This window comes from Xanthomonas sp. LMG 12462 (assembly GCF_009192885.1).
GTDB classification, from domain to species: Bacteria; Pseudomonadota; Gammaproteobacteria; order Xanthomonadales; family Xanthomonadaceae; genus Xanthomonas_A; species Xanthomonas_A sontii.
In genome coordinates, this window is the sequence record NZ_NMPP01000034.1 from 1 (window position 1) to 26,450 (window position 26,450).

Sequence of the window (26,450 nt, forward strand, 5' to 3'; positions counted from 1 at the left end):
CGCGCCACCTTCTCCCGGGGGGAGAAGGGAGCGGAGTGGAGGTGTTGCCGCTGCATGGCGAATTGCCGGTGGAACAGCAGAGCAAGGTGCTGCAGCCGGATCCGCAGGGGCGGCGGCGTGTGGTGCTGGCGACCAACGTCGCCGAGTCCTCGGTGACGCTGCCCGGGGTGCGCGTGGTGATCGACGCCGGGCTGGCGCGGGAGCCGCACTACGATCCCAACAGCGGCTTCTCGCGGCTGGACGTGACCGCCATCGCCCAGGCCTCGGCCGATCAGCGCGCCGGCCGCGCCGGCCGTGTCGCCAGCGGCTGGGCCTACCGGCTGTGGCCGCAATCGCAACGCCTGGAGGCGCAACGCCGCGCCGAGATCCTGCAGGTGGAACTGGCCGGGCTGGCGCTGGAACTGGCCGCCTGGGGCAGCGATGGGCTGCGCTTCGTCGATCCGCCACCGCCCGGCGCGCTGGCCGCCGCCCGCGAGCTGCTGCAGCGGCTGGGCGCGCTCGGTCCGAACGGGACCATCACCACCAGCGGCCGGCGCATGCTCGCGCTGGGCACGCATCCGCGGCTGGCGGCGATGCTGCTGGCGGCCGGCGATGCACGCGCGCAGGCCCTGGCCTGCGACCTCGCCGCGCTGATCGAAGCGCGCGATCCGCTACGCCAGGGCGGCGATGCGCTGGCCGCGCGCTGGCGCGCCCTGGCCGCATTTCGCCGCGGCCGCGTGCCGCACGACGCCAACCGCGGCGCGCTGGCGGCGATCGACGCGGCGGCCAAGCAGTGGCGGCGGCGCCTGCGCAGCGACGCCACCGCGCCGGACAGCGTGGAGGCGCACGAACTCGGCGATCTGCTGGCGCACGCCTTTCCCGACCGCGTCGGCACGCGTCACCCCAGCGATCCGCTGCGCTACCAGCTGGCCAATGGCCGCAGCGTGCGTTTGTTCGACAACAGCGACCTGCGCGGCGAGCCCTGGCTGGTCGCCACCGAGCTGCGCCACGAGGCCAAGGACGCGCTGCTGCTGCGCGCCGCACCGGTGGACGAGCGCTACCTGCGCGCGCAGTTTCCGCAGCGCTTCGCACAGGAAGACGTGGTGCGCTGGGACCCGGAACGGCGCGCGCTCACGGCGCTGCGCGAAACCCGTTTCGACCGCATCGTGCTCGACAGCCGCCCCGCCGGCCGGGTCGAACCGGCGCAGGCAGCCGCGGCGCTGACCGAGGCGGTGCGCGAACTCGGACTGCAGGCGCTGCCCTGGAGCGAGAACCTGTCGCAATGGCGCGCACGGGTGACGGGACTGCGCCAGTGGATGCCGGAACTGGACCTGCCGGACCTGGGCGATGCCGCGCTGCTGGCCAGCCTCGACGACTGGCTGCGCCCGGCCTTCGCCGGCAAGACCCGGCTCGACGCGCTCGGCGAGGACGAACTGGGCGAGGCGCTGAAGGCGCGGCTACCGTGGGACCGCCGCCAGGCCATCGACCGCCACGCGCCGGTGCGCATCGCGGTGCCGTCGGGGATGGAACGGCGCATCGACTACAGCCTGGACCACACCGGGCAGCCGCAGCCGCCAGTGCTGGCGGTCAAGCTGCAGGAGCTGTTCGGCCTGGCCGACACCCCGCGCATCGCCGACGGCCGCGTGCCGCTGCTGCTGCACCTGCTCTCCCCCGGCGGGCGGCCGCTGCAGGTCACCCAGGACCTGCGCAACTTCTGGTCCAGCACCTATCCGGAAGTGAAGAAGGAAATGAAAGGCCGCTATCCGCGCCACCCGTGGCCGGACGATCCCTGGACCGCCACCGCCAGCCATCGCGCCAAGCCGCGTGGCACCTAGTGGGTCTGGCGCACCGCATTCAGCCGGCAGACGAATCCACGGCGCTGCGCTAACGCCCCGTATACGGTAGGCCGGCGACACTGCAGCCCTTCATTCCTGCCAGTAGGGGACGCCCATGAGCAAGCTGACCATCATCACCGATCGCGCCCTGGATCTCGCCAGCCACGCCGGCGACAGTCTCAAGCACTTCGGCCCGCAGGCGAACAAGTGGCTGCAGTCGGGCAAGGCGATGGGCGCGCTCAAGGCGGGCGCCGCGATGGGTGCAGTGAAGACCGGCTCCAAGGTCGCGCGCACCGCCGTGCGCCGCAACCCGGCCATCGCGATCGCCGCTGCCGCCGTGGGTGTGGGTCTGCTCGGCTACGCCATCTACCGCAAGCGCCAGCGCGACAAGGGCGCGCCGATCGAAGGCAATGCGCAGCGCATCGAAGCGGCCAACAAGCGCGGCAACGTGGGTGCGCGCCGCAGCGCCGCCAGCACCCGCGGCACGCGCCGCAATGCCGCAGCGCAGGACGCCACCGAAGAGTGAGATCCGCGCACTGCCGCTGACGGCAGCCGCCGCATGAAACGCAGCGACCGGGAGACATCCCGGTCGCTTTTTTATGGTTCGCCGCGCCTCTACCTTTCCAGCGCAGGAGCGGCTTCAGCCGCGACCGAGGTGTTACCGATGCGCTCCGGTCGCGACTGACGCCGCTCCTACGCGTCATTCGGCACAACACGCACTACAGCGCGCGCCAGGCCCCCGGCGCCAACCCGTCCAGACGGTGCGCGCCCATCGCCGCACGCACCAGGCGCAGGGTCGGCAGGCCGACCGCGGCCGTCATCCGCCGCACCTGGCGATTGCGGCCTTCGCGCAGCACGACCTGCAACCAGGCATCGGGCACGCTCTTGCGGAAACGCACCGGCGGATCGCGCGGCCACAGCGATGGCGGCGCGTCCAGCAACGTCACCTCGGCCCGCGCGGTCGGGCCGTCGTTCAACAGCACGCCGTCGCGCAGGCGCTGCACCTGCTCCGGTTGCGGCGCGCCTTCCACCTGCACCCAGTAGGTCTTGGGCTGCTTGTGCCGCGGATCGGTAAGACGGTGCGCCAGCGCGCCGTCGTCGGTCAGCAGCAGCAGGCCCTCGCTGTCGTAGTCCAGGCGTCCGGCCGCGTACACATCGGCGGGCAGGCCGAACTCGGCCAGGGTGCGCCGCGGCGGCGTGCTGCGGTCGGTGAACTGGCACAGCACGTTGAAGGGCTTGTTGAAGGCGATCAGCATCGACGGGAACGGCGGCGGGCCTGCGCCGCACGGCGCGGCGCAGACATTGTCCCATGCGTCCGCGCCGCGCCGCTCGTGCGCCGGCTCAGCGCTTGACGAACTTCAGGGTCATCCGGTCGCTCTCGCCGATCGCCTGGTACTTGGCATCATCGGCGGCCTCGTGCTGGTTGCTCGGCGGCAGCGTCCACACACCGCCCGGATAATCCTTGGTGTCGCGCGGATTGGCGTTGAGCTCGCTCTTGCCGGCGAGCTTGAAACCGGCCGCCTCGGCCATGGCGATCACCTGCGCCTGACCGACATAGCCGCTCTTGTCGTCGGCCGGCGCGTCGGCCTTGGCGCGGTGCTCGACCACGCCGAGCACGCCGCCGGGCTTGAGCACGTTGTAGAAGCCCTTGAACATGCCCTCGGCCTGGCCGGCCATGCGCCAGTTGTGCACGTTGCGGAAGGTCAGCACCAGATCGGCCGAGCCGGGCGGGCCGAACACCGGTGCGTTCGGCGCATACGCGACGATGCGCGCGCGGTCGTACTGCGCCGGTGCCGCGGCGAACTTCTGCTCCAGGCCGGCGCGCGCCTTCTGCTGGTAGTCGCGGCCGCGCCCTTCCGGCACGGCCGCCGGATCCACCACCGCGGCGATGTACTGCCCGCGCTCGCGCAGGTACGGCGCCAGGATCTCCGCATACCAGCCGCCGCCCGGGGTGACCTCGATCACCGTCTGGGTCGGCTTGATGCCGAAGAACGCCAGGGTCTGGCCGGGATGGCGGTAAGCGTCGCGGGCGACGTTGGCGCGGTCGCGCCAGCTGCCGTTGATCGCCGCCTGCAGGGACGCGTCCGGCGCCGGCAGCGTCGCGGTGTCGGCAGGCTTGATCGCCTGCGCGGCAGGGGCGAGCAAGGCGGTGGCGACGGCCAGGGTACAGGCGCAGGCGAGCGAGGTTCGAAGCGTCATGGCAGGCATCCGCAAGAGGAGGTGGGGCGAGCCTAGCATGCGGCCCGACAAGCCCGAATGTTGCGCTCCCGTTAGCGCGAATCACGCCGGCGGAACGCTGTTTTCGCGAGCATTGGCCGATCCTTCGATCCCCGGCGACTATCCTGTCGCCTTTCCCCACAGTGGAGCGTTTTCCATGCTGCACACGCGCGAACTCGGCCGCTCCGGCCTGCATGCGGCACCGCTGGCGTTCGGCGGCAACGTGTTCGGCTGGAGCGCCGACGCCAAGACCTCCTTCGCCTTGCTCGATGCCTTCGTCGAGGCCGGCTGCAATCTCGTCGACACCGCCGACATCTACTCGGCCTGGGTCCCCGGCAATCGCGGCGGCGAATCGGAAACGCTGATCGGACAGTGGCTCAAGCGCAGCGGCAAGCGCGACAAGGTGCTGATCGCGACCAAGGTCGGCAAGTGGGCCGAACGCCCGGGCCTGTCGGCCGACACCATCGCCGCCGCCGCGGAGGACTCGCTGCAGCGCCTGCAGACCGACGTCATCGATCTGTACCAGGCGCACGCGGACGACGATTCGGTGCCGCTGGAAGCCACGCTGGCCGCGTTCGGGCGGCTGATCGAACAGGGCAAGGTGCGCGCCATCGGTGCTTCCAACTACAGTGCCGCGCGCCTGCGCGAGGCGCTGAACGTCTCCGCGCAATACGGCCTGCCCCGCTACGAAACGCTGCAGCCGGAGTACAACCTGTACGACCGCGCCGGCTACGAGGCCGAGCTGGAGCCGCTGGTGCGCGAACAGGGCCTGGGCGTGCTGTGCTACTACGCGCTGGCCAGCGGCTTCCTCAGCGGCAAGTACCGTCAGGCCGAAGACGCGGGCAAGAGCCAGGCGCGCGGCGCCAGCGTGGTCGCGCGCTATCTCAACGCGCGCGGCCTGCGCATCCTCGCCGCGCTCGACGACATCGCCGGCAAACATGCGGCCACGCCCACGCAGGTGGCGCTGGCCTGGTTGATGGCACGACCCGGCATCGTCGCGCCGATCGCCAGCGCGACCAGCCTGGAGCAACTGCAGGACTTGCTCGCCGCCGCGCGCCTGCAGCTGTCGGCCGAGGACATCGCGCAATTGAATACCGCAAGCGAGGAAACCGCATGACCGCCCCCACCCAGACCACCCGCATCGTCCTCGCCTCGCGTCCGCAGGGCGCGCCGGGCACCGACAACTTCCGTACCGAACAGGCCCCGATTGCGCCACCCGGCCCCGGCCAGGTGCTGCTGCGCAACCGCTGGCTGTCGCTGGACCCGTACATGCGCGGGCGCATGAGCGATGCGCCGTCCTACGCGCCGCCGGTGCAACTGGGCGAGACCATGGTCGGCAGCACCGTGGCCGAGGTACTGCACTCCAATTCCCCCGACCATGCGCCGGGCGATCTGGTGCTGGTGCAGAACGGCGGCTGGCAGACCCATCTGGTCGTCGACGGCGCCAGCCTGCGGCGCAAGCTCGACCCCAACTCGCCGCTGCCGTCGAGCACCGCGCTGGGCGTGTACGGCATGCCCGGCTTCACCGCCTACGCCGGCCTGCACGAGATCGGCAAGCCGCAGCCAGGCGAGACCGTGGCGGTCGCCGCGGCCACCGGCCCGGTTGGCGCCACCGTGGCGCAGATCGCCAAACTGCGCGGGGCCAAGGTCATCGCCATCGCCGGCGGCGCGGAAAAATGCCGCTACCTGCGCGAGGAACTGGGCGTGGACGTGGCCCTGGACCACCGCGCCAAGGACTTTGCCGAGCAGTTGCGCGCCGCCGCGACCGACGGCATCGACGTGTACTTCGAGAACGTCGGCGGCCACGTGTTCGATGCGGTGCTGCCGCTGCTCAACGATTTCGCGCGGGTGCCGGTGTGCGGCACCATCGCCACCTACAACGCCAACGGCGCCTTGCCGCCGGGGCCGGACCGGATGCCGGCACTGATGGGCCAAGTGCTGCGCCAGCGCCTGACCTTGCGCGGCTTCATCGTCAGCGACTTCGTCAAGCTGTACCCGGAGTTCCTGCGCGAGATGGGCGCCTGGCTGGCCGACGGCCGCGTACGCTACCGCGAGCATGTGGTGGACGGGCTGGAAAACGCACCACAGGCCTTCATCGACATGCTGAGCGGCGGCAACTTCGGCAAGCTGGTGGTGCGGCTGGGCGACTGAGGCGACAGGTCTGAGGCAGGGTCGCCGGTGGAAGGAACTTCGGTCCCGACCCACCGAATCACGCCCACCGATCCTCGCACGTCGCGGCTGAAGCCGCTCCCACACGTGCGGAACCGACAGTGTCGGAATCTGCACTGTGGGAGGGACTTCAGTCCCGACGCGCCGAATCCTCCCGATCGGGCCGCATTCCAATCTCTGCGCGTCGCGGCTGAAGCCCCTCCGACATGTTTCATGACGCTGGCGATCGGCCATCTCGCCACACCGCGGCATCGACGCCCGCGGATGCAGCCACTACCATCGGACGCATCGCCGCCGCCGCCGCTTCCATGTCCGAGTCCCCGCGCCCCCCTCGCGCACGCCGCACCGCGCGCGCCGCCACCGCCCCCACCCCGCCCGAGCGCGGCCTGGCCGCGGAACTGATGCGGTGCATCGGCGAATGCGAAGGCGACCCGAACTTCATGACCTCGCTGGCGCGCGGCCTGGCCGTGCTCAGCGCCTTCGGCCAGCACAGCCGCGACGTCAGCATGGCTCAGCTCAGCGCCGACACCGGCATCCCGCGCGCGGCGGTGCGGCGCGTGCTGTACACGCTGGAGAAGCTGGGCTATGCCGGCACCCACGGCCGCGGCTACGTGCTGCTGCCGCGCGCGCTGGGCATCGGCAGCGGCTACCTGTCCACCGCCGCGCTGTCGGTGGCGGCGCAACCGGTGCTGGACGCGCTGCGCGACACCTTGCACGAGTCCTGCTCGCTGGGCGTGCTCGACGGCGACGACCTGCTGTACGTGGCGCGTGCGGAAACCGTGCGCATCATGTCGATCGGCCTGCGTGCCGGCAGCCGCCTGCCGGCGTACTGCACCTCGATGGGCCGGGTACTGCTGGCGGCGCAGCCGGGCGACACCTTGAACAGCTATCTGGAGCGCAATCCGCTGCGCCCGCGCACCGAGCGCACCGTCACCGACCGCGCGCAGTTCCAGGCCCTGCTCGAGCGCGTGCAGCGCGACGGCTACGCGGTGGTGGACCAGGAACTGGAGATCGGCCTGCGCTCGGTGGCGGTGCCGGTGCGCAACCGCCAGGACCGCGTGGTCGCCGCGCTCAACGTCGGCAGCTCGGTGGCGCGGATGACCCTGGGCAGCCTGCAGAGCACGGTGTTGCCGGCACTGCGCTACGCGGCGCAGCAGTTGAGCCGCGTGCTGGACTGACCCGCATCCGCCCCTGCTGGGCACCTTCCTCCGGTGGAAGAAGGAAGAGCCAAAGCCCCTCTCCCCCCGGGAGAGGGGTTGGGGTGAGGGTACGGCGCGCGAAGCGCCGCGCGGATCCGGCTTGCGTGAGGCACCGTCGCAGGACCTACAGCAGGCACACTTCGTCCCGTGCACGACGCGGTCGGCGCTCAACCGTGGGCCGCCGCCATCCTCTGCCGCGACAGCAGCGCCGCGCTCAGTCCGCAGCGTTCGCGCCGCCTTCGGCCGCCTGCTCGGCCAGGATCGGCGCGGCCAGGGCGAAGGCGTGGTTGGCCGCGGGCACGCCGCAATAGATCGCCGCCTGCAGCAGCACTTCCTTGATTTCGTCGGCGCTGACGCCGTTGTTGCGCGCGGCGCGCACGTGCAGCTTGAATTCTTCGTCGTGGCCGCGCGCCACCATCATCGCCAGGGTCAGCAGCGAGCGCGTGTGCCGCGGCAGGCCCTCGCGGGTCCACACCGTGCCCCAGGCGGTGCGGGTGATGAACTCCTGGAACTCCTCGGTGAACGGCGTGCGCGCGGCCAGCGAGCGGTCGACATGGGCATCGCCGAGCACCGCGCGGCGCACCTGCAGGCCGGCGGCGTAGCGTTCGTTCTCGTCCATCGGGGCGACTCCTGAAACGTGGGGAAAAACGGGCGCTGACTACTGCAGCAGGAAGCGCAGCAGCGCGTCGTTGAAGGCGTGCGGCGACTCGACGTTGCACAGGTGGCGGCCGTGCACCTCGGCCTCCTCGCCCTGCGCCACCTGCGCGGCGATGACCTGCAGATCGGCCGGCGGACACACCGGATCGTCGTGCCCGGCCACGGCCAGCACCGGCACGCCGATCTCGCCCAGGCGCGCGCGGAAGTCGGCCTCGGCCAGCGCCTGGCAGCAGCCGATGTAGGCCTGCGCATCGGTGGCGCGGAAGCTGTCCAGGATCGCCTCGACGGTGGCTGGCTGCGCCTCGGCGAAGGCCGCGGTGAACCAGCGCGTGCGGGTGCCGTCGCACAGCGGCGCCAGACCTTCGGCGCGCACCTGCTCGATGCGCGCCTGCCAGCTCTCGGCGCTGCCGATTTTGGCCGCGGTGGCGCACAGGGTGAGGCTGAGCAGGCGCTCGCCCGCGTGCAGGCCCAGCCACTGCCCGGTCAGCCCACCGATCGACAGGCCGCAGAAATGGCTGCGCTCGATCGACAGCGCATCCCAGAGCGCCACCACGTCGCCGCCGAGGTCGGCGATGGCATAGGGCGCCGGCGGTGTGGTGGACGCGCCATGGCCGCGACGGTCGTAGCGCAGCACGCGGAAATGCGGCGACAGCGCGGCAATCTGCGCGTCCCACATGTGCAGGTCGGTGCCGAGCGAGTTGCACAGGGTCAGCCACGGACGGCCTTCGCTGCCGTCGATGCGGTAATGCAGACGATGCGTGGGCAGGTCGAGGATGGGCATGGGCGGCGCTCGCAGGGAAAGTGGAAGGGGCCACGGCGGCACGGAACCGCGCGGCACCGACAAGTCTAGAACGTGGCGCCGACGCTGCGGCAGACAGGCACGGCGCGACGGTTCACGCGCGCGCCTGCGCGGCGAGCACGCGCTCGATCCACACCGCTGCCATGCCGCGCCAGCTGTCGCTGGCGAACAGCGCATCCAGATCCGCCGGCGCCAGCACCGCGGTCACCTGCGGCTCCTCGGCCAGCACCGCGCGCAGGTGCTGCTGCGTGGCCAGCGCGCGGCGCACCGCGGTTTCCACCAGCGCGTGCGCGGCAGTCTTGCCCAGATGCGCAGCCAGGGTCACCGCCACCGCCTCGGCGTAGAGCAGGCCGCCATGGCTGTCCAGATGCGCGGCCATGCGCGCGCGGTCCAGTTCCAGGCCCTCGATCAGCACGCGCACCTGGGCCAGGCTGCCGGCGCTCAGGCGCACCAGTTCCGGCAAGGTTTCCCATTCGGCATGCCAGCCGCCGACCGCGCGCTCGTGTTCCTGCGGCAGCGCCGCGAACAAGGTCGCCAGCAGGCCGGGCGCGCGCGTGGCGGCGGCGATCGCGACCACGCAGCCGACCGGATTGCGCTTGTGCGGCATCGCCGAGGAGCCGCCCTTGCCCGCCGCCGCCGGCTCGAACGCCTCGGCCACTTCCGACTGCATCAGCAGGGCGACGTCGCGGCCGATCTTGCCGAGGCTGCCGGCGAGCAGCGCGAACGCCGCGCCGATCTCGCCGATACGATCGCGCGCCGCGTGCCAGGGCAGCGCCGGCAACGGCAGCCACAATTCCTCGGCCAACGCCTCGGCCACGGCCAGGCCCTGCGACTGCAGCGCAGCCAGGGTGCCGGCGGCACCGCCGAACTGCAGCACCAACGCATCCTCGCGCAGCGCCTGCAGGCGTCGGCGGCTGCGCTGCAGCGCGTCCAGCCAACCCGCGGCCTTCAGCCCGAAGGTCACCGGCACCGCCTGCTGCAACAGGGTGCGCCCGGGCAGCCCGGTGTCGCGCTCGCGCTGCGCCAACGCCGCCAGCGCCGTGCACAGCGCGTCTAGTTGCGCTTCCACGTGGTCGAGCGCGGCGCGCAGTTGCAGCACCGCGCCGCTGTCGATGATGTCCTGGCTGGTCGCGCCCCAGTGCACCCAGCGCGCGGCGTCTTCATTGGCGGCGGTGACCTGCGCGGTGAGCGCCTTGACCAAGGGAATGGCCGGATTGCCGGCCAACGCGGTAGCGGCGGCCAGCGCCGGCAGGTCGTAGCGCGCGGCATCGCAGGCGGCGGCGATCGGCGCCGCTGCGTCGGCAGGGATCACGCCGCAGCGTGCCTGCGCGCGCGCCAGCGCCGCTTCCACGTCGAGCATGGCCTGCAGGCGCGCGCGGTCGTCGAACAGCGCATCGACGGCCGGATCGCCGAACAGCGGACGCAACAGGGACTCGGAGACGCTCATCGGTTCGTAGGCGGTGGAGAGATCATGCAGCGTAACCGCTGCAGCCTGTGCGGGATGTCGCTGCGCTCAGTAGCGGAAGAACACGGTCTCGTGCTCCCCCTGCATGCGCACGTCCCACCGGTAGCGATTGGGCGCCAGCGGTTGCGCGACCAGGGTCGCGCGGCGCTCGGCCGACACCTGCGCCAGGATCGCGTCGCCATCCAGGTTGTCGTCGCCGAAGTACAGCCGGGTCGGCGCGGCGCGCAGCAGGCCGCGCATGAACACCAGCACCACCAGGTGCGGCGCCTGCGGACCCTTGGGCCCGGCGACGCGGCCGGGCTTGACCGTGCGGAAGGCGAAGCGGCCCTGCGCGTCGGTCGGTACCCGGCCCCAGCCATGGAAGGCGGGATCGTGGTCGCCGCGGCGCGGATCGGCGGCATGGTCGTAGATGCCGGCGGCATCGGCCTGCCAGATCTCCAGCAGCGCATCGCCGACCGGTGCGCCGTTGCCGTCGAACACGCTGCCGACGATCTCCACGTGGGTGCCCTGCGCCTGCGCCGGCGCGATCTCGGTGCGGTACAGCGGCTCCAGCCCGATCCGGTAGTAGGGGCCGACCGTCTGCGAAGGGGTTGCCTGGAAACTCATCGCCTCACTCCCAAGGGGTCTGCTTGCGTCCGCGCAGGACGATGTCGAAACGGTAGCCCAGCGCGAACTCGTTGGCGGTGGTCTCCCAGTCGAACGCGGAGACCATGCGCTCGCGCGCCTTCGGGTCCTCCACGCAGTTGAAGATCGGGTCGAACGCCAGCAGCGGATCGCCGGGGAAATACATCTGCGTGACCAGGCGCTGGCCGATGCCGTCGCCGTGCAGCGAGAAGTGGATGTGCGCCGGGCGCCAGGCGTTGTAGTGGTTGCGCCACGGATAGGCGCCGGGCTTGATGGTGGTGAAGCGGTAGCGGCCGTGGTCGTCGGTCAGCACCTGGCCGGTGCCGGTGAAGTTGGGATCCAGCGGCGCGTCGTGCTGGTCGCCGGCGTGCAGGTAGCGGCCGGCGGCGTTGCACTGCCACACCTCGACCACGCTGTTGCGCACCGGCTTGCCGTTCTCGTCGAGCAGGCGCCCGCTGACGATGATGCGCTCGCCCAGCGGTGCATCGGGAAAGCCGACGGTGAGATCGGCGGCGTGTTCGCCGAGGGTGGTGCGGTCCAGGGTCGGGCCGGTCGCTTCGGACAGGGTCAGCGGGATCGCGATCGGATCGCGGGTCGGGCCGCGGGCGCCGGTGGAGGCGTAGGGCGGGTGCAGGTAGGCCGGCTGCGTCCCGGGGTACGGGCGCCGATAGCCGAGCAGGGGATCGATGGGGGTGTCGTCGCGCATCGTGCGGGTCTCGCTGGCTCCGCGCGGAGCCGGTTGGCTGGAAGAATGATGCAGGCGTATGCGGCGCAGCGTCGATGGGGCGAGCGGCTACAGCCGCTCGATCGCCAGCGCCACGCCCTGGCCGACGCCGATGCACATGGTCGCCAGGCCGCGGCAACCACCGCTGGCCTCGAGCTGGCGCAGCAGGGTCAGGGCGAGGCGCGCACCGCTCATGCCCAGCGGATGACCGAGCGCGATCGCGCCGCCGTTGGCATTGACGTGCGCGGCATCGTCGGCGAAGCCGAGTTCGCGCAGGCAGGCCAGGCCCTGCGCGGCAAACGCCTCGTTGAGTTCGATCGCATCGAAATCGCCGATGGACAGCCCCAGCCGCGCCAGCAGCTTGCGCGTGGCAGGCACCGGGCCGATGCCCATGTAGGCCGGCTCCACGCCGGCGCTGGCGAAGCCCAGCACGCGTGCGCGCGGGGTCAGGCCCAGCGCCTGCACCTGCGCGGCGCTGGCCAGCAGCAGCGCGGCGGCGCCGTCGTTGATGCCCGAGGCATTGCCGGCGGTGACGGTGCCCGGCTGGCGAAAGATCGGCTTGAGCCTGGCCAGCGCCTCAAGGGTGGTGTCGGCGCGCGGATGCTCGTCGGCACTGACTTCGACGGTCTCGCCACGCTTCCTGCCCGGCGCGGTCACCGGCACGATCTCGCCGTCGAAGAAGCCGGCGGCCTGCGCGGCGGCGGTGCGCTGCTGGCTGCGCAGGGCGAAGGCGTCCTGGTCCTCGCGCGAGATGCAGTAGCGTGCGGCTACGTTCTCGGCGGTCTCGCCCATCAGCTCCACGCCATACAGTTGCTGCAGCTTCGGATTGACGAAGCGCCAGCCCATGGTGGTGTCTTCGAGCTGCTGGTTGCGGGCGAAGGCACTGTCGGCCTTGCCCATCACCCACGGCGCGCGCGACATCGACTCGACGCCGCCGGCGATGGCCAGGCCCAGCTCGCCGGCGCGGATACCGCGCGCGACGGTGCCGATGGCATCCAGGCCGGAACCGCACAGGCGGTTGACCGTGCTGCCCGGCACGCCGAACGGCAGGCCCGCCAGCAGCAGGCTCATGCGCGCGACGTTGCGGTTGTCCTCGCCGGCCTGGTTGGCGCAGCCCAGGTAGACGTCGTCGAGTTGCGCCGGATCCAGCTGCGGCTGCCGCGCCAGCAGCGCCTGCAGCGGCACCGCACCGAGATCGTCCGCACGCACCCCGGCCAGGGCGCCGCCGTAGCGGCCGATCGGCGTGCGGATGCCGTCGATGATGTAGGCCTCGTTCATGCCGCCTCCGTGGAATCGGTCAGGGTCAGCGCCAGCCCGGTGGCCTGGCGCAGGTCGTCCAGGCTCACGTCCTCGACCAGTTCGAGCACGCGCGCGCCGTCCGGCCCGAGCGCGAACACGCCCAAGTCGGTGTACACCCGCGACACGCAGCGCAGCCCGGTCAACGGATAGCTGCAGGCGTTCACCAGCTTGGGCTCGCCGCGCTTGGTCAGCAGTTCCATCATCACGTAGACCTGCTTGGCGCCGATCGCCAGATCCATCGCGCCGCCGACCGCCGGGATCGCATCGGCCGCGCCGGTGCTCCAGTTGGCCAGGTCGCCGTGCACCGACACCTGGAACGCGCCGAGCACGCACACGTCCAGGCGCCCGCTGCGCATCATCGCGAACGAGTCGGCGTGGTGGAAATAGCAGCCGCCGGTCAGCAGCGTCACCGGCTGCTTGCCGGCGTTGATCAGGTCCAGGTCCTCCTGCCCCGGCGGCGGCGCCGGCCCCATGCCGAGCAGGCCGTTCTCGCTGTGCAGGAAGATCTCCTTGTCCGCCGGCAGGAAGTTGGCCACCGCGGTCGGCAGGCCGATGCCCAGGTTGACGTAGGCGCCCTCGGGGATGTCGCGCGCCACCCGTGCGGCCAGCGCGTTGCGGTCGATGCCGCGGCCGGTCAGTGCGTGCATGCGCCCTCCTGTGCGGTGGCCACCGCCACCACGCGTTGCACGAAGATGCCCGGCGTCACCACCGCTTCCGGATCCAGCGCGCCGAGTTCCACCACTTTCTCCACCTGCACGATCGCGCAGGTCGCGGCCATCGCCATCAGCGGGCCGAAGTTGCGTGCGGTCTTGCGGTACACCAGGTTGCCCCAGCGGTCGCCGTGGTGCGCCTTGATCAGCGCGAAGTCGGCGCGGATCGGATACTCCAGCACGTAGTGGCGACCGTCGATCTCGCGGGTCTCCTTGCCGGCGGCCAGCTCGGTGCCGTAGCCGGTCGGGGTGAAGATCGCGCCCAGACCATTGCCGGCCGCATGGATGCGCGCGGCCAGGTTGCCCTGCGGCACCAGTTCCAGTTCCAGCTCGCCGGCGCGGTAGGCCGCGTCGAAGTGCTGCGAGTCGCTCTGCCGCGGGAACGAGCACACGATCTTGCGCACGCGCTTGTGCTTGATCAGCGCGGCCAGCCCGGTCTCGCCGTTGCCGGCGTTGTTGTTGACGATGGTCAGCTCGCGCGCGCCCTGCGCGATCAGCGCGTCGATCAGCGCATCGGGCATGCCCGCAGTACCGAAGCCGCCGATCATCACCGTGGCGCCATCGTGGATGTCGGCCACTGCGTCGGCGCACGAAGCCAGGGTCTTGTCGATCATCGGCGCCGCTCCACCGTCGCCGGCCGGGGGCGCAGCGCGCGTCGGCGCAAGCGCATTACAAGGTCTGCCACGACATCCTCCTCCAGGTCGGTCCGGGAGGCCACGTTAGGCCGGCACTGGCGGGCGGTCAATCCGATTATCGGATGCACAGTTCGATAAACGAACAATTTAACGATGTGGCAACGGCGCGCCGGCTCATCCCTGTTGTATACATTCGGCCATCGCCGCGTATCGGGCGATGGCGTAAAGGCAGCGCCCGCTCGCCCTCCGCCCGCAACACGCAAGGATCTTCCCCCAGCCTGTTGTATACACAATCGAGGTCGCCGCCATGCAGTCGTCCACTCCGGCATTTCCGCTCAATGCCTGGTACGCCATCGCCTGGGATCACGAGGTCAAGCACGCGCTGCTGCCGCGCAAGGTGTGCAATCTGGACATCGTGCTGTACCGCACCAGCAGCGGCCGCGTGGCCGCGCTCGAGGACGCCTGCTGGCATCGGCTGGTGCCGCTGTCGATGGGCCGGCTGCGCGGCGACGACGTGGTCTGCGGCTACCACGGCCTGGTCTACGACGCGAACGGGCGCTGCGTGCACATGCCCTCGCAGGACACGATCAACCCTTCCGCCTGCGTGCGCCGCTTCCCCACCGTGGAACGGCACCGCTACGTCTGGGTGTGGCCGGGCGACGCGGCGCTGGCCGACCCCGCGCTGGTGCCGGACCTGCACTGGAACGACGACCCGGCCTGGGCCGGCGACGGCCGCACCATCCACGTCAAGTGCGACTACCGGCTGGTGCTGGACAACCTGATGGACCTGACTCACGAGACCTTCGTGCACGGCTCCAGCATCGGCCAGGACGAGGTCGCCGAGGCGCCGTTCGACGTGGTCCACGGCGAACGCAGCACGGTGGTCTCGCGCTGGATGCTGGACATCGACCCGCCGCCGTTCTGGGCCTGGCAGATCGAACATGCGCACGGCTACCGCGGCAAGGTCGACCGCTGGCAGATCATCCGCTTCGAGGCGCCCTGCACCATCGCCATCGACGTCGGCGTGGCGGTGGCCGGCAGCGGCGCGCCGCAGGGCGACCGCTCGCGCGGGGTCAACGGCTACGTGCTCAACACCATCACCCCGGAAACCGATCGCACCTGCCACTACTTCTGGGCATTCGCGCGCAACCATTCGTTGCACGAGCAGTCGATCACCACGCGCCTGCGCGACGGCGTCAGCGGTGTGTTCGGCGAGGACGAGCTGATCCTGGAAGCGCAGCAGCGCGCCATCGACGCGCATCCGGATCACGTGTTCTACAACCTCAACGTCGATGCCGGCGGCATGTGGGCGCGGCGGCTGATCGAGCGCATGGTCGCCGCCGAGCAGCGCAACCAGGACCTGCAGCTGCGCATGGTCGGATGAACCGCCGCCAGGATCCCGGAGCCACCGCCATGTCCGCCGCGCATCCGTTCCGCTCCAGTGCCGCGCAGACCACCCGCGCCCTGCTGAAAGTGCGCGAGCTGATCCTGGCCGGCGCCCTGCCCGCCGGCGAGCGCTTGTCCGAGGTTGCGCTGGTGGAGCGCCTGGGCGTCTCGCGCACGCCGGTGCGCGCCGCCCTGCAGCGGCTGGCCGAGGAAGGCCTGGTGCAGCCGCTGCGTGGCGGCGGCTACGCGGTGCAGGCGTTCGACGAGGCCGATGTGGACGACGCCATCGAACTGCGCGGCACCCTGGAAGGGCTGGCCGCGCGCCGCGCGGCCGAGCGCGGTGCCGAGCCGGCCTTGCTCGCGCGGGCGCAGGCGTTGCTGGCGCAGATCGACGCCGTCCTGGCGACGCGACCGCTGAGCGAGGAGGCCTTCGCCCACTACGTCGACGGCAACGCACAGCTGCACGCGCTGCTGTTCGAGATGGCCGGCAGCGCGCTGCTGTCGCGCGAGTTCGCGCGCGTCGCGCAGTTGCCGTTCGCCTCGCCGAGCAGCTTCGTACTCGAACGCAGCCAAGCCGCCACCGTGCTGTCGATCGCGCAGGACCAACACCGTCAGGTGCTGGACGCGATCGTGCGCCGCGAAGGCGCGCGCGCCGAAGCGCTGATGCGCGAACACGCGCGGCTGGCGCAGCGCAACGCCCACCACGCCCTGCACGACCAGAACGCGCTGGGCCAGATCCCCGGCAGCCGTCTGCTGCGGCGCCGCCCACCCGCCTGATCGCGGCGCACACGCGCCCGTCTCCCCTTCCCGCCTGCCGGACCCCGCCATGCGCAAAGACACCCAGTGGACCACCGCCCGCGTCGTCGCCGTCGCCACGCCGTGCCAGGACGTGCGCGAGATCGTCCTCGATCCCGGTCGCGCCAGCCGCTCCTTTAGCGTGGGCAGCCACCTCGACGTGCGCGTGCGCATCGGCGAGGCCTGGCACGAGCGCTCCTACTCGCTGGTCGGCGAGCCCGCCGCAGACGGCCACTACCGCATCGCGGTGCGCGCGGTGCCCGGCAGCCGCGGCGGTTCGCGGGCGATGTGGGCGCTGGCGCCGGGTGATCAATTGGAAGTTTCCTCGCCCAACAACCACTTCGCGCTGGACGAGACCGCCGAGCACATCGTGCTGGTCGCCGGCGGCATCGGCATCACCCCGATCCTGGGTATGGCGCAACGGCTGGCGCGCGGGCGCATCCCGTTCCAAGTGCTGTACGCCGGCCGCAGCCGCGCCAGCATGGCCTACCTGGAGCATCTGCAGGACCTGCTGGGCGAGCGCCTGCAACTGTTCTGCCCGGAACACCTGGGCCAGCTCGAGCTGGCTGCACAGATCGCACAATGGCCGCGCAACGCCGACGTCTACGCCTGCGGCCCGCTGCCGCTGCTGGACGAACTGCGGAAACGCTGGCGCGACGACGGCCGCGCCCGCGCGCGCCTGCACTTCGAGACCTTCGGCAACAGCGGCAACGCACCGGCGCAGCCGTTCGTGGTGCAGGTGCCGGCGCTGGGCAAGACCGTGCAGGTCGCCGAGAACGAATCGCTGCTGGATGCGCTGAGCGCGGCCGGCGTGGAAGTCATGGCCGACTGCCGCCGCGGCGAATGCGGCCTGTGCGTGGTCGAGGTGCTGGAGGCGGCCGCGCCGCTGGACCACCGCGACGTGTTCCTCAGCGACGAGCAGCGCCACAGCAACCGCAAGCTGTGCGCCTGCGTCTCGCGCGCGCTCGGCGGCAGCGTCAGCATCGACACCGGCTACCGCGCCGACGCGTTCTGACGCCTGCGCGCATTCCCCTCGCAGCACGCAGGCGCCGTCCACGCGGGTGGACGGCGCCTGCCAGCGATCAACGCACGCGACGCGACCTCACTTGGTCGCCGCGTCCCAGTGCTCCTGGATCTTGCCGTTCTGGATGCGGAACATGTCGAACCAGGTGGTCGTGTAGGTCTTGCTGGCGTCCTTGGGATCGGGCAGCGTGCGCACCGACACCAGGGTCACGTAGTCGCCCTCGGCCAGGATCGCCACCAGCGGCAACTGCACGCGCGGCTGGATCGGCGTCGGCTTGACGAAGGAGGTCAGGAACGCCAGGAACGCATCGCGGCCATTGGCCACGTTCGGGTTGTGCTGAATGTAGTCCTTGGCCATGTACATCGGCGCATATTCGGTGTGTCCGGCTTCGAACACGATGCGCCAGAAGTCGTACACCAGGCGCTTGTTGGCGGTGGTGCGCCAGTCCTCGCCGTGCAGCAACTGCGCGTGGTTGGGATTGGCGGTGACCGCGGTCTGCGCGAACGCGGACGCGACCGGGAGCGCAAGCAGCAGCGCCAGCAGACAGGCCTGAAAACGGATCTTCATGGAAGACTCTCCGATGGGGGAACAGGGGGAATGCGCAGTGCCGCTGCGCTACCGCGATGCGCGGCAACGTCGGCACCGGCGCGGCTGCAGCGTAGCAACGCGCCGTGCCTGCGCGAGGCAGGAAATCGCGAAAAGCACGCGGATTTACCGGCTTTTTTCCTGGTCTGGGAGAGTCGCCACAGTTACCTCGACCTCAGAAATGGCGCAGTAACACGCACCTAAAGGTTCGCGTGCAGTGCATGGCGCCGCGATGTGTTGGCGCTCTGCACCGTCATCCATCGGCGCGCTTGATCGCCGTCATCGATCACAATGATCGACGACTCTCATGTCGAGGGTGGGGATTCGGAATTCGGGATTGGAAGAACGCGGAGAAGGACACGATCGACGTGCGCAAGAGACCTAGGACGCGGATTTGCGAATCCCCAATCCCGACTCACCAATCCCAGCCCTAAACCGCCAACGGCAATCCCGCGTAGTTCTCGGCAATGGTCGCGCGTCCGGCGGCACTGCCGAGCAGGTAGTCCAGTTCTGCATCGTGCAGGCGCCGGCTGAACGCGTCCTCTTCCGGGAAGCGATGCAGCATCGTGGTCATCCACCAGGAAAAGCGCTCGGCCTTCCACACGCGCTGCAGGGCCAGTTCCGAATAGCGCTGCAGCGGCGCGTCGCTGCGCTCCTGCTGTGCCTGCGCGAACAGGTGCGCGAGCAGGCCGACGTCGCCGGCAGCGAGGTTCAGGCCCTTGGCGCCGGTCGGCGGCACGATGTGTGCGGCATCGCCGGCCAGGAACAGGCGGCCGTACTGCATCGGTTCGGCGACGTAACTGCGCAGCGGCGCGATGCTCTTCTCCAGCGACGGACCGGTGACCAGCGCCTGCGCCACGTCGTCGGGCAGACGCCGACGCAGCTCGTCCCAGAAGCGATCGTCCGACCAGTCCTCCACCCGCTCGTTCGCCGGCACCTGCACGTAGTAGCGGGTGCGGGTGGGAGAACGCATGCTGCACAGCGCGAAACCACGCGCATTGCGCGCATAGATCAGTTCGTCGGCCACCGGTGGGGTATCGGCCAGCACGCCCAGCCAGCCGAACGGATAGACCCGCTCGTATACGCGCAGCACCTCAGCCGGGATCGCGCGGCGGCTGACCCCGTGGAAGCCGTCGCAGCCCACCACGTAGTCGCAGTCCAGGCGCTGCGTGACGCCATCCTGGACGAAGCTCAGCCACGGCTGCAGCCCGGCGATGTCGTGCAACTGCACATCCTCGACGGAATAGAGGGTGGCGGCACCGGCAGCGCGGCGTGCGTCCATCAGGTCGCGGGTCACTTCGGTCTGGCCGTAGACGGTGACCGCACGGCCACCGGTCGCCGCACTCAGTTCGATGCGTTCGCGGCGCTGCTCCAGCGCCAGTTCGAAGCCGTGGTGGACGATGCCTTCGCGCTGCATGCGCGCGCCCGCACCGGCGGCGCACAGCAGGTCGGCGGTGCCCTGCTCCAGCACGCCGGCACGGATTCGCGACAACACATGCTCGGGCGTCTGCCGCTCGACGATGACGGTGTCGATGCCGTGGCCGTGCAGCAACTGCCCGAGCAGCAGCCCGGCCGGGCCGGCGCCGACGATGGCGACCTGGGTACGCATACGTCCTCCGAAGGATGGGACAGACCCACAGTGTTCCGGTTGCGGCGTGCCGAGGACATGGATCATCGCGACCGATTCCGGTATTTTTCGCCGATGCCCCGCACTGCCTCCGCCGCTGTCGCGTCGCCCGCCACGGTCCCGGCCTTTCGCCTGTACGGCGAGACCGGCGACAGAGGGACATCGGACCTGTTGCACTGGGAATCCATCGCCGCGCGCAGCCGCCTGCACGACTGGCACATCCGCCCGCACCGCCACGGCGATCTGCTGCAGCTGCTGTATCTGCAACGCGGCAGCGCCGGCCTGCACTTGGACGGAACGCAGCAGCGCCTGCGCGGACCATGCCTGCTGCTGTTGCCGCCGCTGTGCGTGCACGGCTTCCGTTTCCAGCGCAACGTGCGCGGCCATGTCGTGACCGTGTCGGCGCCGCTGCGGCAGCGCCTGGCGGCGCAATGGCCGAATCTGGACGAAGCGCTGGCGCGGCCGCTGTGCCTGCCCGCCGGCGATCAGCAAGCGATGCTGGACGCCTGCTTCGCCGCCATCGCCGCCGAACACACACAGCACCGCCCCGGCCGCGAGCCGATGCTGCAGGCGCTGGCCACGCAGGCCTTGCTGTGGGCGGCGCGCGGCGCGCTGGCGGATGCCCATCGCGATCCGCACGATGCCGACCGCGGCGCGCGCCACGTGCGCGCCTATACCGCGCTGATCGACGCGCATTACCGCGAGCATTGGCCGCTGGCCCGCTATGCCGACCGGCTCGGGCTGAGCCGCAGCCATCTCAACGCGCTGTGCCGGCGCCTGGCCGGCGCCTCGGCGCTGGAACTGTTGCAACGCCGGATCATGCTCGAGGCACGGCGCAGCCTGGTCTACACCACCTTGACCGTGCAGCAGCTGGCCGAAGTCCTGGGTTATGCCGATGCGGCGTATTTCAGCCGCTGCTTCCGCCGGCATGCGGGGTGTTCGCCGATCCAGTTCCGGCAGCGCGCGCAGGGGTGACACGACCCGCAGCCAGTACGGAGATCGCGGTGCGGTCGCTTTACTGTGGGAGGGACTTCAGTCCCGACACGTGATCGATGATCGACCAGTCCCGCTTCGTTCGTCGCGGCTGAAATGGCGAGTCACCGCAGAAGCGTCGGGACTGAAGTCCCTCCCACAATGCAGTGTCGGCGCCGGTGCCGGTGCCAGGGCCTTATTGGCCGCGCGTAGCTCAACACGCACGCAACGGAACAATCATCTCTCCCGCAATCAATGCATCCACGAGCACAACCGGGCGCCACATCGACGCCCGGCGACTTGTCCTCAGAACGGATACTGCGGCGCGCTGTCCTGGATCGTCACCCACTGCCAGTGCGTGTACTGGCCCCAGTCTGCCGGGCCGCCCATGCTGGTGCCGTTGCCGGAGGCACCGGTGCCGCCGAACGGGTTGGTGACTTCGTCGGCCACGGTCTGGTCGTTGATGTGCAGCAGGCCGGTGTGCAGGCGTTCGCCCAGCGCCATCGCGCGACCAACCGACGCCGACAGGATGCCGGCCGACAGGCCGTACTCGGTCTGGTTGGCCAGCGCCACCGCCTCGTCGTCGCTGTCGAACGCAATCACGTTGGCGACCGGGCCGAACACTTCCTCCTCGAACGCCGGCATGCCCGGCTGCACGTTCGACAACACCGTGGCCGCATAGAACAGGCCCTCGTGGGTGCCGCCGGCCTCGACCACGGCGCCGGCCGCCACCGAGGCATCGACCACGTCCTTGACGTGCTGCAGCTGGCGCTGGTCGATGATCGGACCGAGCGCCACGTGGGCGGTGGCCGGATCGCCAACCGGCAGGTGCCGCGCCTTCTCGGCCAGGCGCCGGGTCAGTTCGGCGGCGATGCTGCGCTGGACCAGCACGCGGCCGGTGGCCATGCAGATCTGTCCCTGGTGGAAGTACGCGCCGAAGGCGATCGCCGACACCGCCTTGTCCAGGTCGGCATCCTCGAGCACGATCAACGAGTTCTTGCCGCCCAGTTCCAGCGCGGTCTTCTTCAGGTGCTTGCCGGCCAGTTCGCCGATACGGCGGCCGGCGGCGGTGGAACCGGTGAACGCGATCATCGGCACGCCAGGCGCCTCGACCAGCGCCTGGCCGGCATCCGCACCGCCTGGCAGCACGTGCAGCAGGCCCTTCGGCAGGCCGGCCTGCTGCAGCACCTCGGCGATGACGAAACCGCCGGCGTACGGCGTACGCGGATCCGGCTTGAGCACCACCGCGTTGCCGACCGCCAGTGCCGGCGCCACCGAACGCAGCGACAGCACCAGCGGGAAGTTGAACGGCGAGATCACCCCGACCACGCCCAACGGCAGGCGTCGCGCCAGGCTCAGTCGGCCCGGCGCGGTCGGCAGCACCTGGCCCTGCGCCTGCAGCGGCATCGCCGCGGCCTGCTGCAGCAGCACGATCGCCTCGCGCACCTCGTGCTCACCCTTGGGCAGGATGCCGCCGGTCTCGCGGGCGATCAGCGCCGCGGCCGCGGCCGCATGCTGCTGCAATACCTGCGCGGCGCGATGGAACACGGCCGCGCGCTCGCGCGGCGGCGTGGCCGCCCAGGCGCGTTGCGCCTCGCGCGCCTGCGCCACCGCCGCGGCCACGTCGGCGGCATTGGCCTGGCCGACGCGGTGCAGCGGCGTGCCGCTGCCCGGTTCGATCACCTCGAGGACGCCGCCCTGGGCGGCGACCCACTCGCCGTTGAAGATGCGCTCGCTCCAGGTGGATGCGGCGGCCAGAGGTTCGGTGCTATGCATGCTGTGTGCTCTCGTGGAAAGAGGAAGAAAGAGTCGTTCAGAGGGCGGTGGCGGCCAGGCCGCCATCCACCGGCAGGTTGACGCCGTTGATCCAGCGCGCCGCATCGGAGGCGAGGAACACCACCGCTTCGGCGACCTCGTCGGCATAGGCCGGGCGCTTCATCTTGCCGGCATCGGCCTGGACCCGCTCGGGCCCGAGCATGGTGACGAAATCGCCCAGGATCGGCGTGAACACCGGGCCGGGCGCGACGCTGTTGACCCGTACCGAATGCGCGGCGAACCAGTCGCGCGAGCGCAGCAGCGTCCACACGATCAGCGCTTCCTTGAAGTACTGGTAGCAGGTCGCCTGCGGCACCGGATGCGCTGCCAGCCAGTCGCTGCCGGCGGCGTAGCTGTCGGCGGCGGCCAATTGCTTGTGCAGGTCCAGCCGCTGCGGCCACTCGGCGCCGAGGATGGAGGCGATGTTGATGATGCTGCCGCCGGGCACGATGCGCGGCAGCAACGCCTGGCTGAGGTGGCGCAGGCCCAGGTAGTTGACCTTCGCCACCACGTCCACCGGCGCGGTGCCGGGCACGCCGGCGATGTTGGCCAGCGCATCGATGCGCTCGGGCAGCTGCGCCACCAGCGCGTCGATCGAGGCCGGGTCGCCCAGATCGGCCTGGTGGAAGCCGTGCAGGGTCATGTTGACCGGCTGGCGGTCGATGCCGATCACGGTGGCGCCGTGGAAGCGCGCCAGGCGCGCGACCTCGGCGCCGATGCCGGAGGCCACGCCGGTAACGAGGATTGTCTTGTTGTGCAGGTTCATGGCAGCGCGTGTCCGTTGCGAAGTTGGTCAGAAGACGTGGATGTACTGGACGTTGACGTTGTGGCCGGAGGGCGCGTTCTTGACCTCCACCGGCATGTAGAAGTTGGCGTTGAAGATGTTCTTCTGGTCGATCCGCCAGGACAGGCCGGGGCCCAGGTAGAACTGGGTCTGCTTGCTGTCGGCGACGCGTTCGCCATTGGTGCGGTTGTCGCGCAACTGCTTGAGGTAGTAGCCGTTGATGCCCAGGTGCAGGTCCTTGACCACTTCCAGCGAACTGGCGAAGTTGAGCCAGGCGGCGTCGCCGGCCTGGCCGTTGCGGAACACGAAGCCGTCGCCCTGCGGCACGTTGGAGGCCTTGTCGGCGCGGAAGTTGTAAATGTAGTTAAGCCGTCCGCTGATTTCCCAGCGCGGCGTCGGCAGGATGCTGAAGGCCCAGCTCGGCAGCACCGACCAGTAGCCCGCGCCCTGGTTGACGTCGCGGTTGCGGTCGAACTTGCCGATCGGCGCCAGCACATCCAGTTCGAAGCGTTGCGAGAACACCGGGCGGCCATTGCGGATCACCGGTGCCATCTGCAGGTAGGGGCCGATGGTCAGGTCGCCCAGGCCGGCGCCGTTGTCGCGCAGCGCCACCGGGCTGTCGTACGCGAACGACGTATCCAGATCGACCAGCGCCGCCAGTGCGGTGATGCCGAGGGAGCCGCCGAACAGCTTGTAGTCGCTGAGGTAGGCCACCTGGGTCACCCACACCGAGGAGCCGATGTGCGGATCGCGAAACACCGGCACGTCGTCGCCGTGCGCGTCCTTGATCGCGTCGAAGTCGTAGCGGCGCAGGTACTGGATCGCGGTCCAGCCCGGGTTGGGCTTGCTGAAACCGTCGAAGAAACTGGTGCCGCCGGTATTGATACCGGTCGGCAGGGTGGCGCTCTGCGGCACCGATTGCGCGGCCGCTGGGGCGACCCAGGCGATGGCCAGCACGGCGAGCAGAGACAGGCGCGCACGGGCACGCGGCGACGAGGGGACACGGTAGCGGACACGCTTCACGGGCAGGCACTCCAAGCGAAAGGGGAACGGCGGGGTGCGGGGGGACAGGAACGCGAACACGCAGCGCGCGCAGGGCGCGACCACGCGGCGACGCGCGCCGTCAGCGGGACGCTGGCGGCGGGTCGGGAATCAGCGAGAAAGAAGGGCGGGCGGCAAGAACCAGCCGCGCCGCAGGGGGCCGCTACAGGCGGTCGAGTGCGTCCAGCCGGTCCAGCGCCTGCAGCAGCGCGCGTGCCGAGGTCGCGCCGAGCGCGGTGCCGAGCTGCTGCTCCATGCGCACCACTTCGGCTTCGGCCTGCGCCAGCAGCGCCGTGCCGGCGGCGGTCAGATGCAGGTGCTGCATGCGCCGGTCCTGGCGCCCGCGCACCTGTCGCAGCAGTTTGCGCTTGACCAGGCGCGCGACCACGATCGCCAGGTTCGGCGGCGACACGCTCAACACCTCGCCCAGCTGCCGCTGGTTGATGCCGGGATTGGCGTCCACCAGCACCAGCAGCGAATACTCCACCGGCTTCAGCTCGAAAGCGCGCACGCAGTCCTGGAACAGCCGCCGCACCTGCAGTTCGGTGCGGGTGATGCGGTAGCCGATCAGGCTGGTCAGGCGCCGCTGGTCCACGCTGTCCGCCGTGTGCGGATCGGCGGGCAACGCGCTGTTGGACATCTCGAGACTCGGTTTCGAACTCACTGCGCTTCCTGCATGGGGCGTCCTGCGGCCAGGTCACGGCGGCTGCGCACGCATCCGTCGGCGCCGGCCGGCGGTGCCGTCGCCATTGCATTGTAGGGGCATGGCCGCGCATGGTCACAACGCCGCGTCCACGCGCCGCAGCAGCGCCCGGTACGGCGCGGCGGCGGTCCACAGGCACAGCGCGCCGAGCAGCGCCGCACCCATGCACACCACGCCCAGCGACAGCCCGACCTGGCGCTCGTCGGCGAGTACGTGGTCGGTGCCCAGCGCCACCAGGTACGGCCCCAGGCCCAGTCCGATCAGGTTGACCAGCAGCAGGTAGATCGAGGTGACCTGGCCGCGCAGCCGGTTCGGCGTGACCGCCTGCAGGATCGCCGGCGCCAGCGCCACCGGCATGCCCAGCACGAACGTGGTCAGCGCGATCGCCGCCAGCGCCGGCCACGGCCCTGGTGCCACCGCGAACAGCGCACTGCTGATCACCAGCAGCACGGCGCCGACCAGCGAGATCTTCAGTGCCGCGTCGCGGCTGCCGCGCGCGGCCAGGCGGTCGGCCAGAAAGCCGCTGAACAGCATGCCGGCGATGCCGAAGGTGAGGATGATGATGCCGTAGGCCGGGCCGATCTCGCCCGGGGTCCACTGCCAGCGGCGGATGAAGGTGGCCGGCAACCAGGCGGTGATGCCGAAGGTGATCATCGCGATCACGCCGTTGGCCAGGAACAGCGCCACGTACACCCGCGCGTTGTCGCGCAGGTGGCTCAGGTCCGGGCGCACGCTGGGCACTGCCGCGGCCTGCTCGCGCCGCGCCGGCTCGCGCACCGTGGCCATCAGCGCGATCACCGCCAGCCCGGGCAGCGCGACCAGGATGAAGGCCGCCTGCCAGGGCCGGAAGCTGCCCAGCAGCGGCAGCACCACCGTGCTCTCCTTGCTGGTGGCCGCGATCACCAGGCCACCGACGATGAACGCCGCCGCCGAGCCGATGTAGACGCCGGAGGTGTACACGCTCATCGCCCGCGCGCGCTTTTCCGGCGGGAAGTAGTCGGCCAGCATCGAGTACGCCGCCGGCGACAGCGAGGCCTCGCCGACGCCAACGAACACCCGCGCCAGGAACAAGGTGAAGAAGCTGGTGACGTAGGCGCCGGCCGCGGTCGCCGCGATCCATACCACCACGCCGAGCACAATCAGGTTGCGGCGGTTGCGGCGGTCGGCGACGCGGCCCAGCATCACCCCGATCAGCGTGTAGAACACCGCGAAGGCGAAGCCATGGACCAGGCTGAAGGCCGAGTCGGACAGCTGCAGGTCGCGCTTGATCGGCTGCACCAGCAATCCGAGGATCTGCCGGTCGACGAAGGACAGCGTGTAGGCCAGCAACAGCACGATGGTGACGTACCACGCATACAGCGGGCGGTACGGCGCAGGCGATGGCAGCGGATCGCGCATGGAAAGGC

Annotated in this window: 26 protein-coding genes; 9 read left to right on the top strand and 17 right to left on the bottom strand. The window is 70.6% G+C overall.

All coding sequences use genetic code 11. The features are described from left to right. Both hrpB and CEK69_RS09815 read left to right on the top strand, forming a co-directional pair. Positions 1–1,814, top strand: a 1,814-nt coding sequence (gene hrpB, locus CEK69_RS09810) for an ATP-dependent helicase HrpB (RefSeq protein ID WP_152245299.1), incomplete at its 5' end; no start/stop codon positions are given. A 115-nt stretch (positions 1,815–1,929) separates the two neighbouring features. Beyond that, a complete protein-coding gene (locus CEK69_RS09815; protein WP_017908157.1) occupies positions 1,930–2,340 on the top strand; it encodes a hypothetical protein in 411 nt (136 codons plus the stop codon). A 193-nt stretch (positions 2,341–2,533) separates the two neighbouring features. Here CEK69_RS09815 and CEK69_RS09820 read toward each other — a convergent pair whose 3' ends face one another. Together CEK69_RS09820 and CEK69_RS09825 are read right to left on the bottom strand one after the other, a co-directional pair. Further along, positions 2,534–3,070 (bottom strand): pseudouridine synthase, encoded by a 537-nt coding sequence (locus CEK69_RS09820; RefSeq protein WP_017908156.1) that lies wholly within the window; start codon positions 3,068–3,070, stop codon positions 2,534–2,536. 85 nt (positions 3,071–3,155) lie between these two features. Continuing rightward, entirely contained in the window at positions 3,156–4,013 is an 858-nt protein-coding gene (locus tag CEK69_RS09825) for a class I SAM-dependent methyltransferase (RefSeq protein WP_152245301.1), read from the bottom strand. A 175-nt stretch (positions 4,014–4,188) separates the two neighbouring features. Between CEK69_RS09825 and CEK69_RS09830 the strand changes: the two genes are divergently transcribed. From CEK69_RS09830 to CEK69_RS09840, 3 genes are all read left to right on the top strand, one after another. Further along, positions 4,189–5,148, top strand: coding sequence for an aldo/keto reductase (locus CEK69_RS09830; protein WP_152245303.1), 960 nt, complete (start codon positions 4,189–4,191; stop codon positions 5,146–5,148). After that, positions 5,145–6,182, top strand: coding sequence for an NADP-dependent oxidoreductase (locus CEK69_RS09835; RefSeq protein WP_152245305.1), 1,038 nt, complete (start codon positions 5,145–5,147; stop codon positions 6,180–6,182). The genes CEK69_RS09830 and CEK69_RS09835 overlap by 4 nt, the downstream gene beginning before the upstream one ends. A gap of 326 nt (positions 6,183–6,508) precedes the next feature. Continuing rightward, entirely contained in the window at positions 6,509–7,378 is an 870-nt protein-coding gene (locus CEK69_RS09840; protein WP_152245307.1) for an IclR family transcriptional regulator C-terminal domain-containing protein, read from the top strand. A 235-nt stretch (positions 7,379–7,613) separates the two neighbouring features. Here the strand turns inward: CEK69_RS09840 and pcaC are convergent, their stop codons facing one another. The 8 genes from pcaC to CEK69_RS09880 form a co-directional block, all read right to left on the bottom strand. Further along, positions 7,614–8,018, bottom strand: coding sequence for a 4-carboxymuconolactone decarboxylase (gene pcaC / locus CEK69_RS09845; protein ID WP_017908151.1), 405 nt, complete (start codon positions 8,016–8,018; stop codon positions 7,614–7,616). A gap of 39 nt (positions 8,019–8,057) precedes the next feature. Continuing rightward, positions 8,058–8,837, bottom strand: coding sequence for a 3-oxoadipate enol-lactonase (pcaD, locus tag CEK69_RS09850; protein WP_152245309.1), 780 nt, complete (start codon positions 8,835–8,837; stop codon positions 8,058–8,060). 112 nt (positions 8,838–8,949) lie between these two features. Further along, positions 8,950–10,302, bottom strand: a complete 1,353-nt coding sequence (locus tag CEK69_RS09855; protein ID WP_152245311.1) for a 3-carboxy-cis,cis-muconate cycloisomerase — start codon at positions 10,300–10,302, stop codon at positions 8,950–8,952. Positions 10,303–10,368: 66 nt separating this feature from the next. Next, entirely contained in the window at positions 10,369–10,926 is a 558-nt protein-coding gene (gene pcaG, locus CEK69_RS09860; protein WP_152245313.1) for a protocatechuate 3,4-dioxygenase subunit alpha, read from the bottom strand. A 4-nt stretch (positions 10,927–10,930) separates the two neighbouring features. Beyond that, positions 10,931–11,650: a protocatechuate 3,4-dioxygenase subunit beta gene (gene pcaH, locus CEK69_RS09865; RefSeq protein ID WP_152245315.1), complete on the bottom strand. Its 720-nt coding sequence runs from the start codon at positions 11,648–11,650 to the stop codon at positions 10,931–10,933. Positions 11,651–11,737: 87 nt separating this feature from the next. Then, a complete protein-coding gene (gene pcaF / locus CEK69_RS09870; protein WP_152245317.1) occupies positions 11,738–12,946 on the bottom strand; it encodes a 3-oxoadipyl-CoA thiolase in 1,209 nt (402 codons plus the stop codon). Then, a complete protein-coding gene (locus CEK69_RS09875; protein ID WP_193313950.1) occupies positions 12,943–13,614 on the bottom strand; it encodes a 3-oxoacid CoA-transferase subunit B in 672 nt (223 codons plus the stop codon). Before CEK69_RS09875 ends, pcaF begins: the two co-directional genes overlap by 4 nt. Beyond that, positions 13,602–14,291 carry a 3-oxoacid CoA-transferase subunit A gene (locus tag CEK69_RS09880; protein ID WP_017911717.1) on the bottom strand — a complete coding sequence of 230 codons (690 nt, stop codon included), beginning with the start codon at positions 14,289–14,291 and terminating at the stop codon, positions 13,602–13,604. Before CEK69_RS09880 ends, CEK69_RS09875 begins: the two co-directional genes overlap by 13 nt. Positions 14,292–14,619: 328 nt before the next feature. Here CEK69_RS09880 and CEK69_RS09885 point away from each other — a divergent pair, with 328 nt between their 5' ends. From CEK69_RS09885 to CEK69_RS09895, 3 genes are read left to right on the top strand one after another with little or no spacing between them, the layout of a single operon-like run. Continuing rightward, complete coding sequence (locus CEK69_RS09885; RefSeq protein WP_017916012.1) at positions 14,620–15,696, top strand: aromatic ring-hydroxylating dioxygenase subunit alpha; 1,077 nt, start codon at positions 14,620–14,622, stop codon at positions 15,694–15,696. A gap of 29 nt (positions 15,697–15,725) precedes the next feature. Continuing rightward, on the top strand, positions 15,726–16,475 hold the full coding sequence (locus tag CEK69_RS09890; RefSeq protein ID WP_152245319.1) for a GntR family transcriptional regulator: 750 nt from the start codon (positions 15,726–15,728) through the stop codon (positions 16,473–16,475). A 49-nt stretch (positions 16,476–16,524) separates the two neighbouring features. Continuing rightward, a complete protein-coding gene (locus CEK69_RS09895) occupies positions 16,525–17,508 on the top strand; it encodes a PDR/VanB family oxidoreductase (protein WP_152245321.1) in 984 nt (327 codons plus the stop codon). A gap of 87 nt (positions 17,509–17,595) precedes the next feature. On the opposite strand, the gene CEK69_RS09900 is transcribed toward CEK69_RS09895, so the two are convergent. Both CEK69_RS09900 and pobA read right to left on the bottom strand, forming a co-directional pair. After that, the gene (locus CEK69_RS09900; RefSeq protein ID WP_017911713.1) at positions 17,596–18,084 is read right to left on the bottom strand and encodes a nuclear transport factor 2 family protein; all 489 of its coding nucleotides are present in this window, start codon (positions 18,082–18,084) and stop codon (positions 17,596–17,598) included. A 448-nt stretch (positions 18,085–18,532) separates the two neighbouring features. Beyond that, on the bottom strand, positions 18,533–19,711 hold the full coding sequence (gene pobA, locus CEK69_RS09905) for a 4-hydroxybenzoate 3-monooxygenase (protein ID WP_152245323.1): 1,179 nt from the start codon (positions 19,709–19,711) through the stop codon (positions 18,533–18,535). A gap of 93 nt (positions 19,712–19,804) precedes the next feature. On the opposite strand from pobA, the gene CEK69_RS09910 reads away from it, so the two are divergent. Then, complete coding sequence (locus CEK69_RS09910; RefSeq protein WP_152245325.1) at positions 19,805–20,704, top strand: helix-turn-helix domain-containing protein; 900 nt, start codon at positions 19,805–19,807, stop codon at positions 20,702–20,704. Positions 20,705–21,007: 303 nt separating this feature from the next. Here CEK69_RS09910 and CEK69_RS09915 read toward each other — a convergent pair whose 3' ends face one another. The 5 genes from CEK69_RS09915 to CEK69_RS09935 form a co-directional block, all read right to left on the bottom strand. Next, a complete protein-coding gene (locus tag CEK69_RS09915) occupies positions 21,008–22,477 on the bottom strand; it encodes a benzaldehyde dehydrogenase (RefSeq protein WP_152245327.1) in 1,470 nt (489 codons plus the stop codon). A 37-nt stretch (positions 22,478–22,514) separates the two neighbouring features. Further along, entirely contained in the window at positions 22,515–23,282 is a 768-nt protein-coding gene (locus CEK69_RS09920; RefSeq protein ID WP_152235708.1) for a coniferyl-alcohol dehydrogenase, read from the bottom strand. 27 nt (positions 23,283–23,309) lie between these two features. Continuing rightward, the gene (locus tag CEK69_RS09925; RefSeq protein WP_081613532.1) at positions 23,310–24,272 is read right to left on the bottom strand and encodes a transporter; all 963 of its coding nucleotides are present in this window, start codon (positions 24,270–24,272) and stop codon (positions 23,310–23,312) included. Between the two features lie 232 nt (positions 24,273–24,504). Continuing rightward, complete coding sequence (locus CEK69_RS09930; protein WP_017908083.1) at positions 24,505–24,981, bottom strand: MarR family transcriptional regulator; 477 nt, start codon at positions 24,979–24,981, stop codon at positions 24,505–24,507. Between the two features lie 138 nt (positions 24,982–25,119). After that, on the bottom strand, positions 25,120–26,442 hold the full coding sequence (locus CEK69_RS09935) for an MFS transporter (protein WP_152245329.1): 1,323 nt from the start codon (positions 26,440–26,442) through the stop codon (positions 25,120–25,122). Positions 26,443–26,450 lie beyond the last annotated feature (8 nt).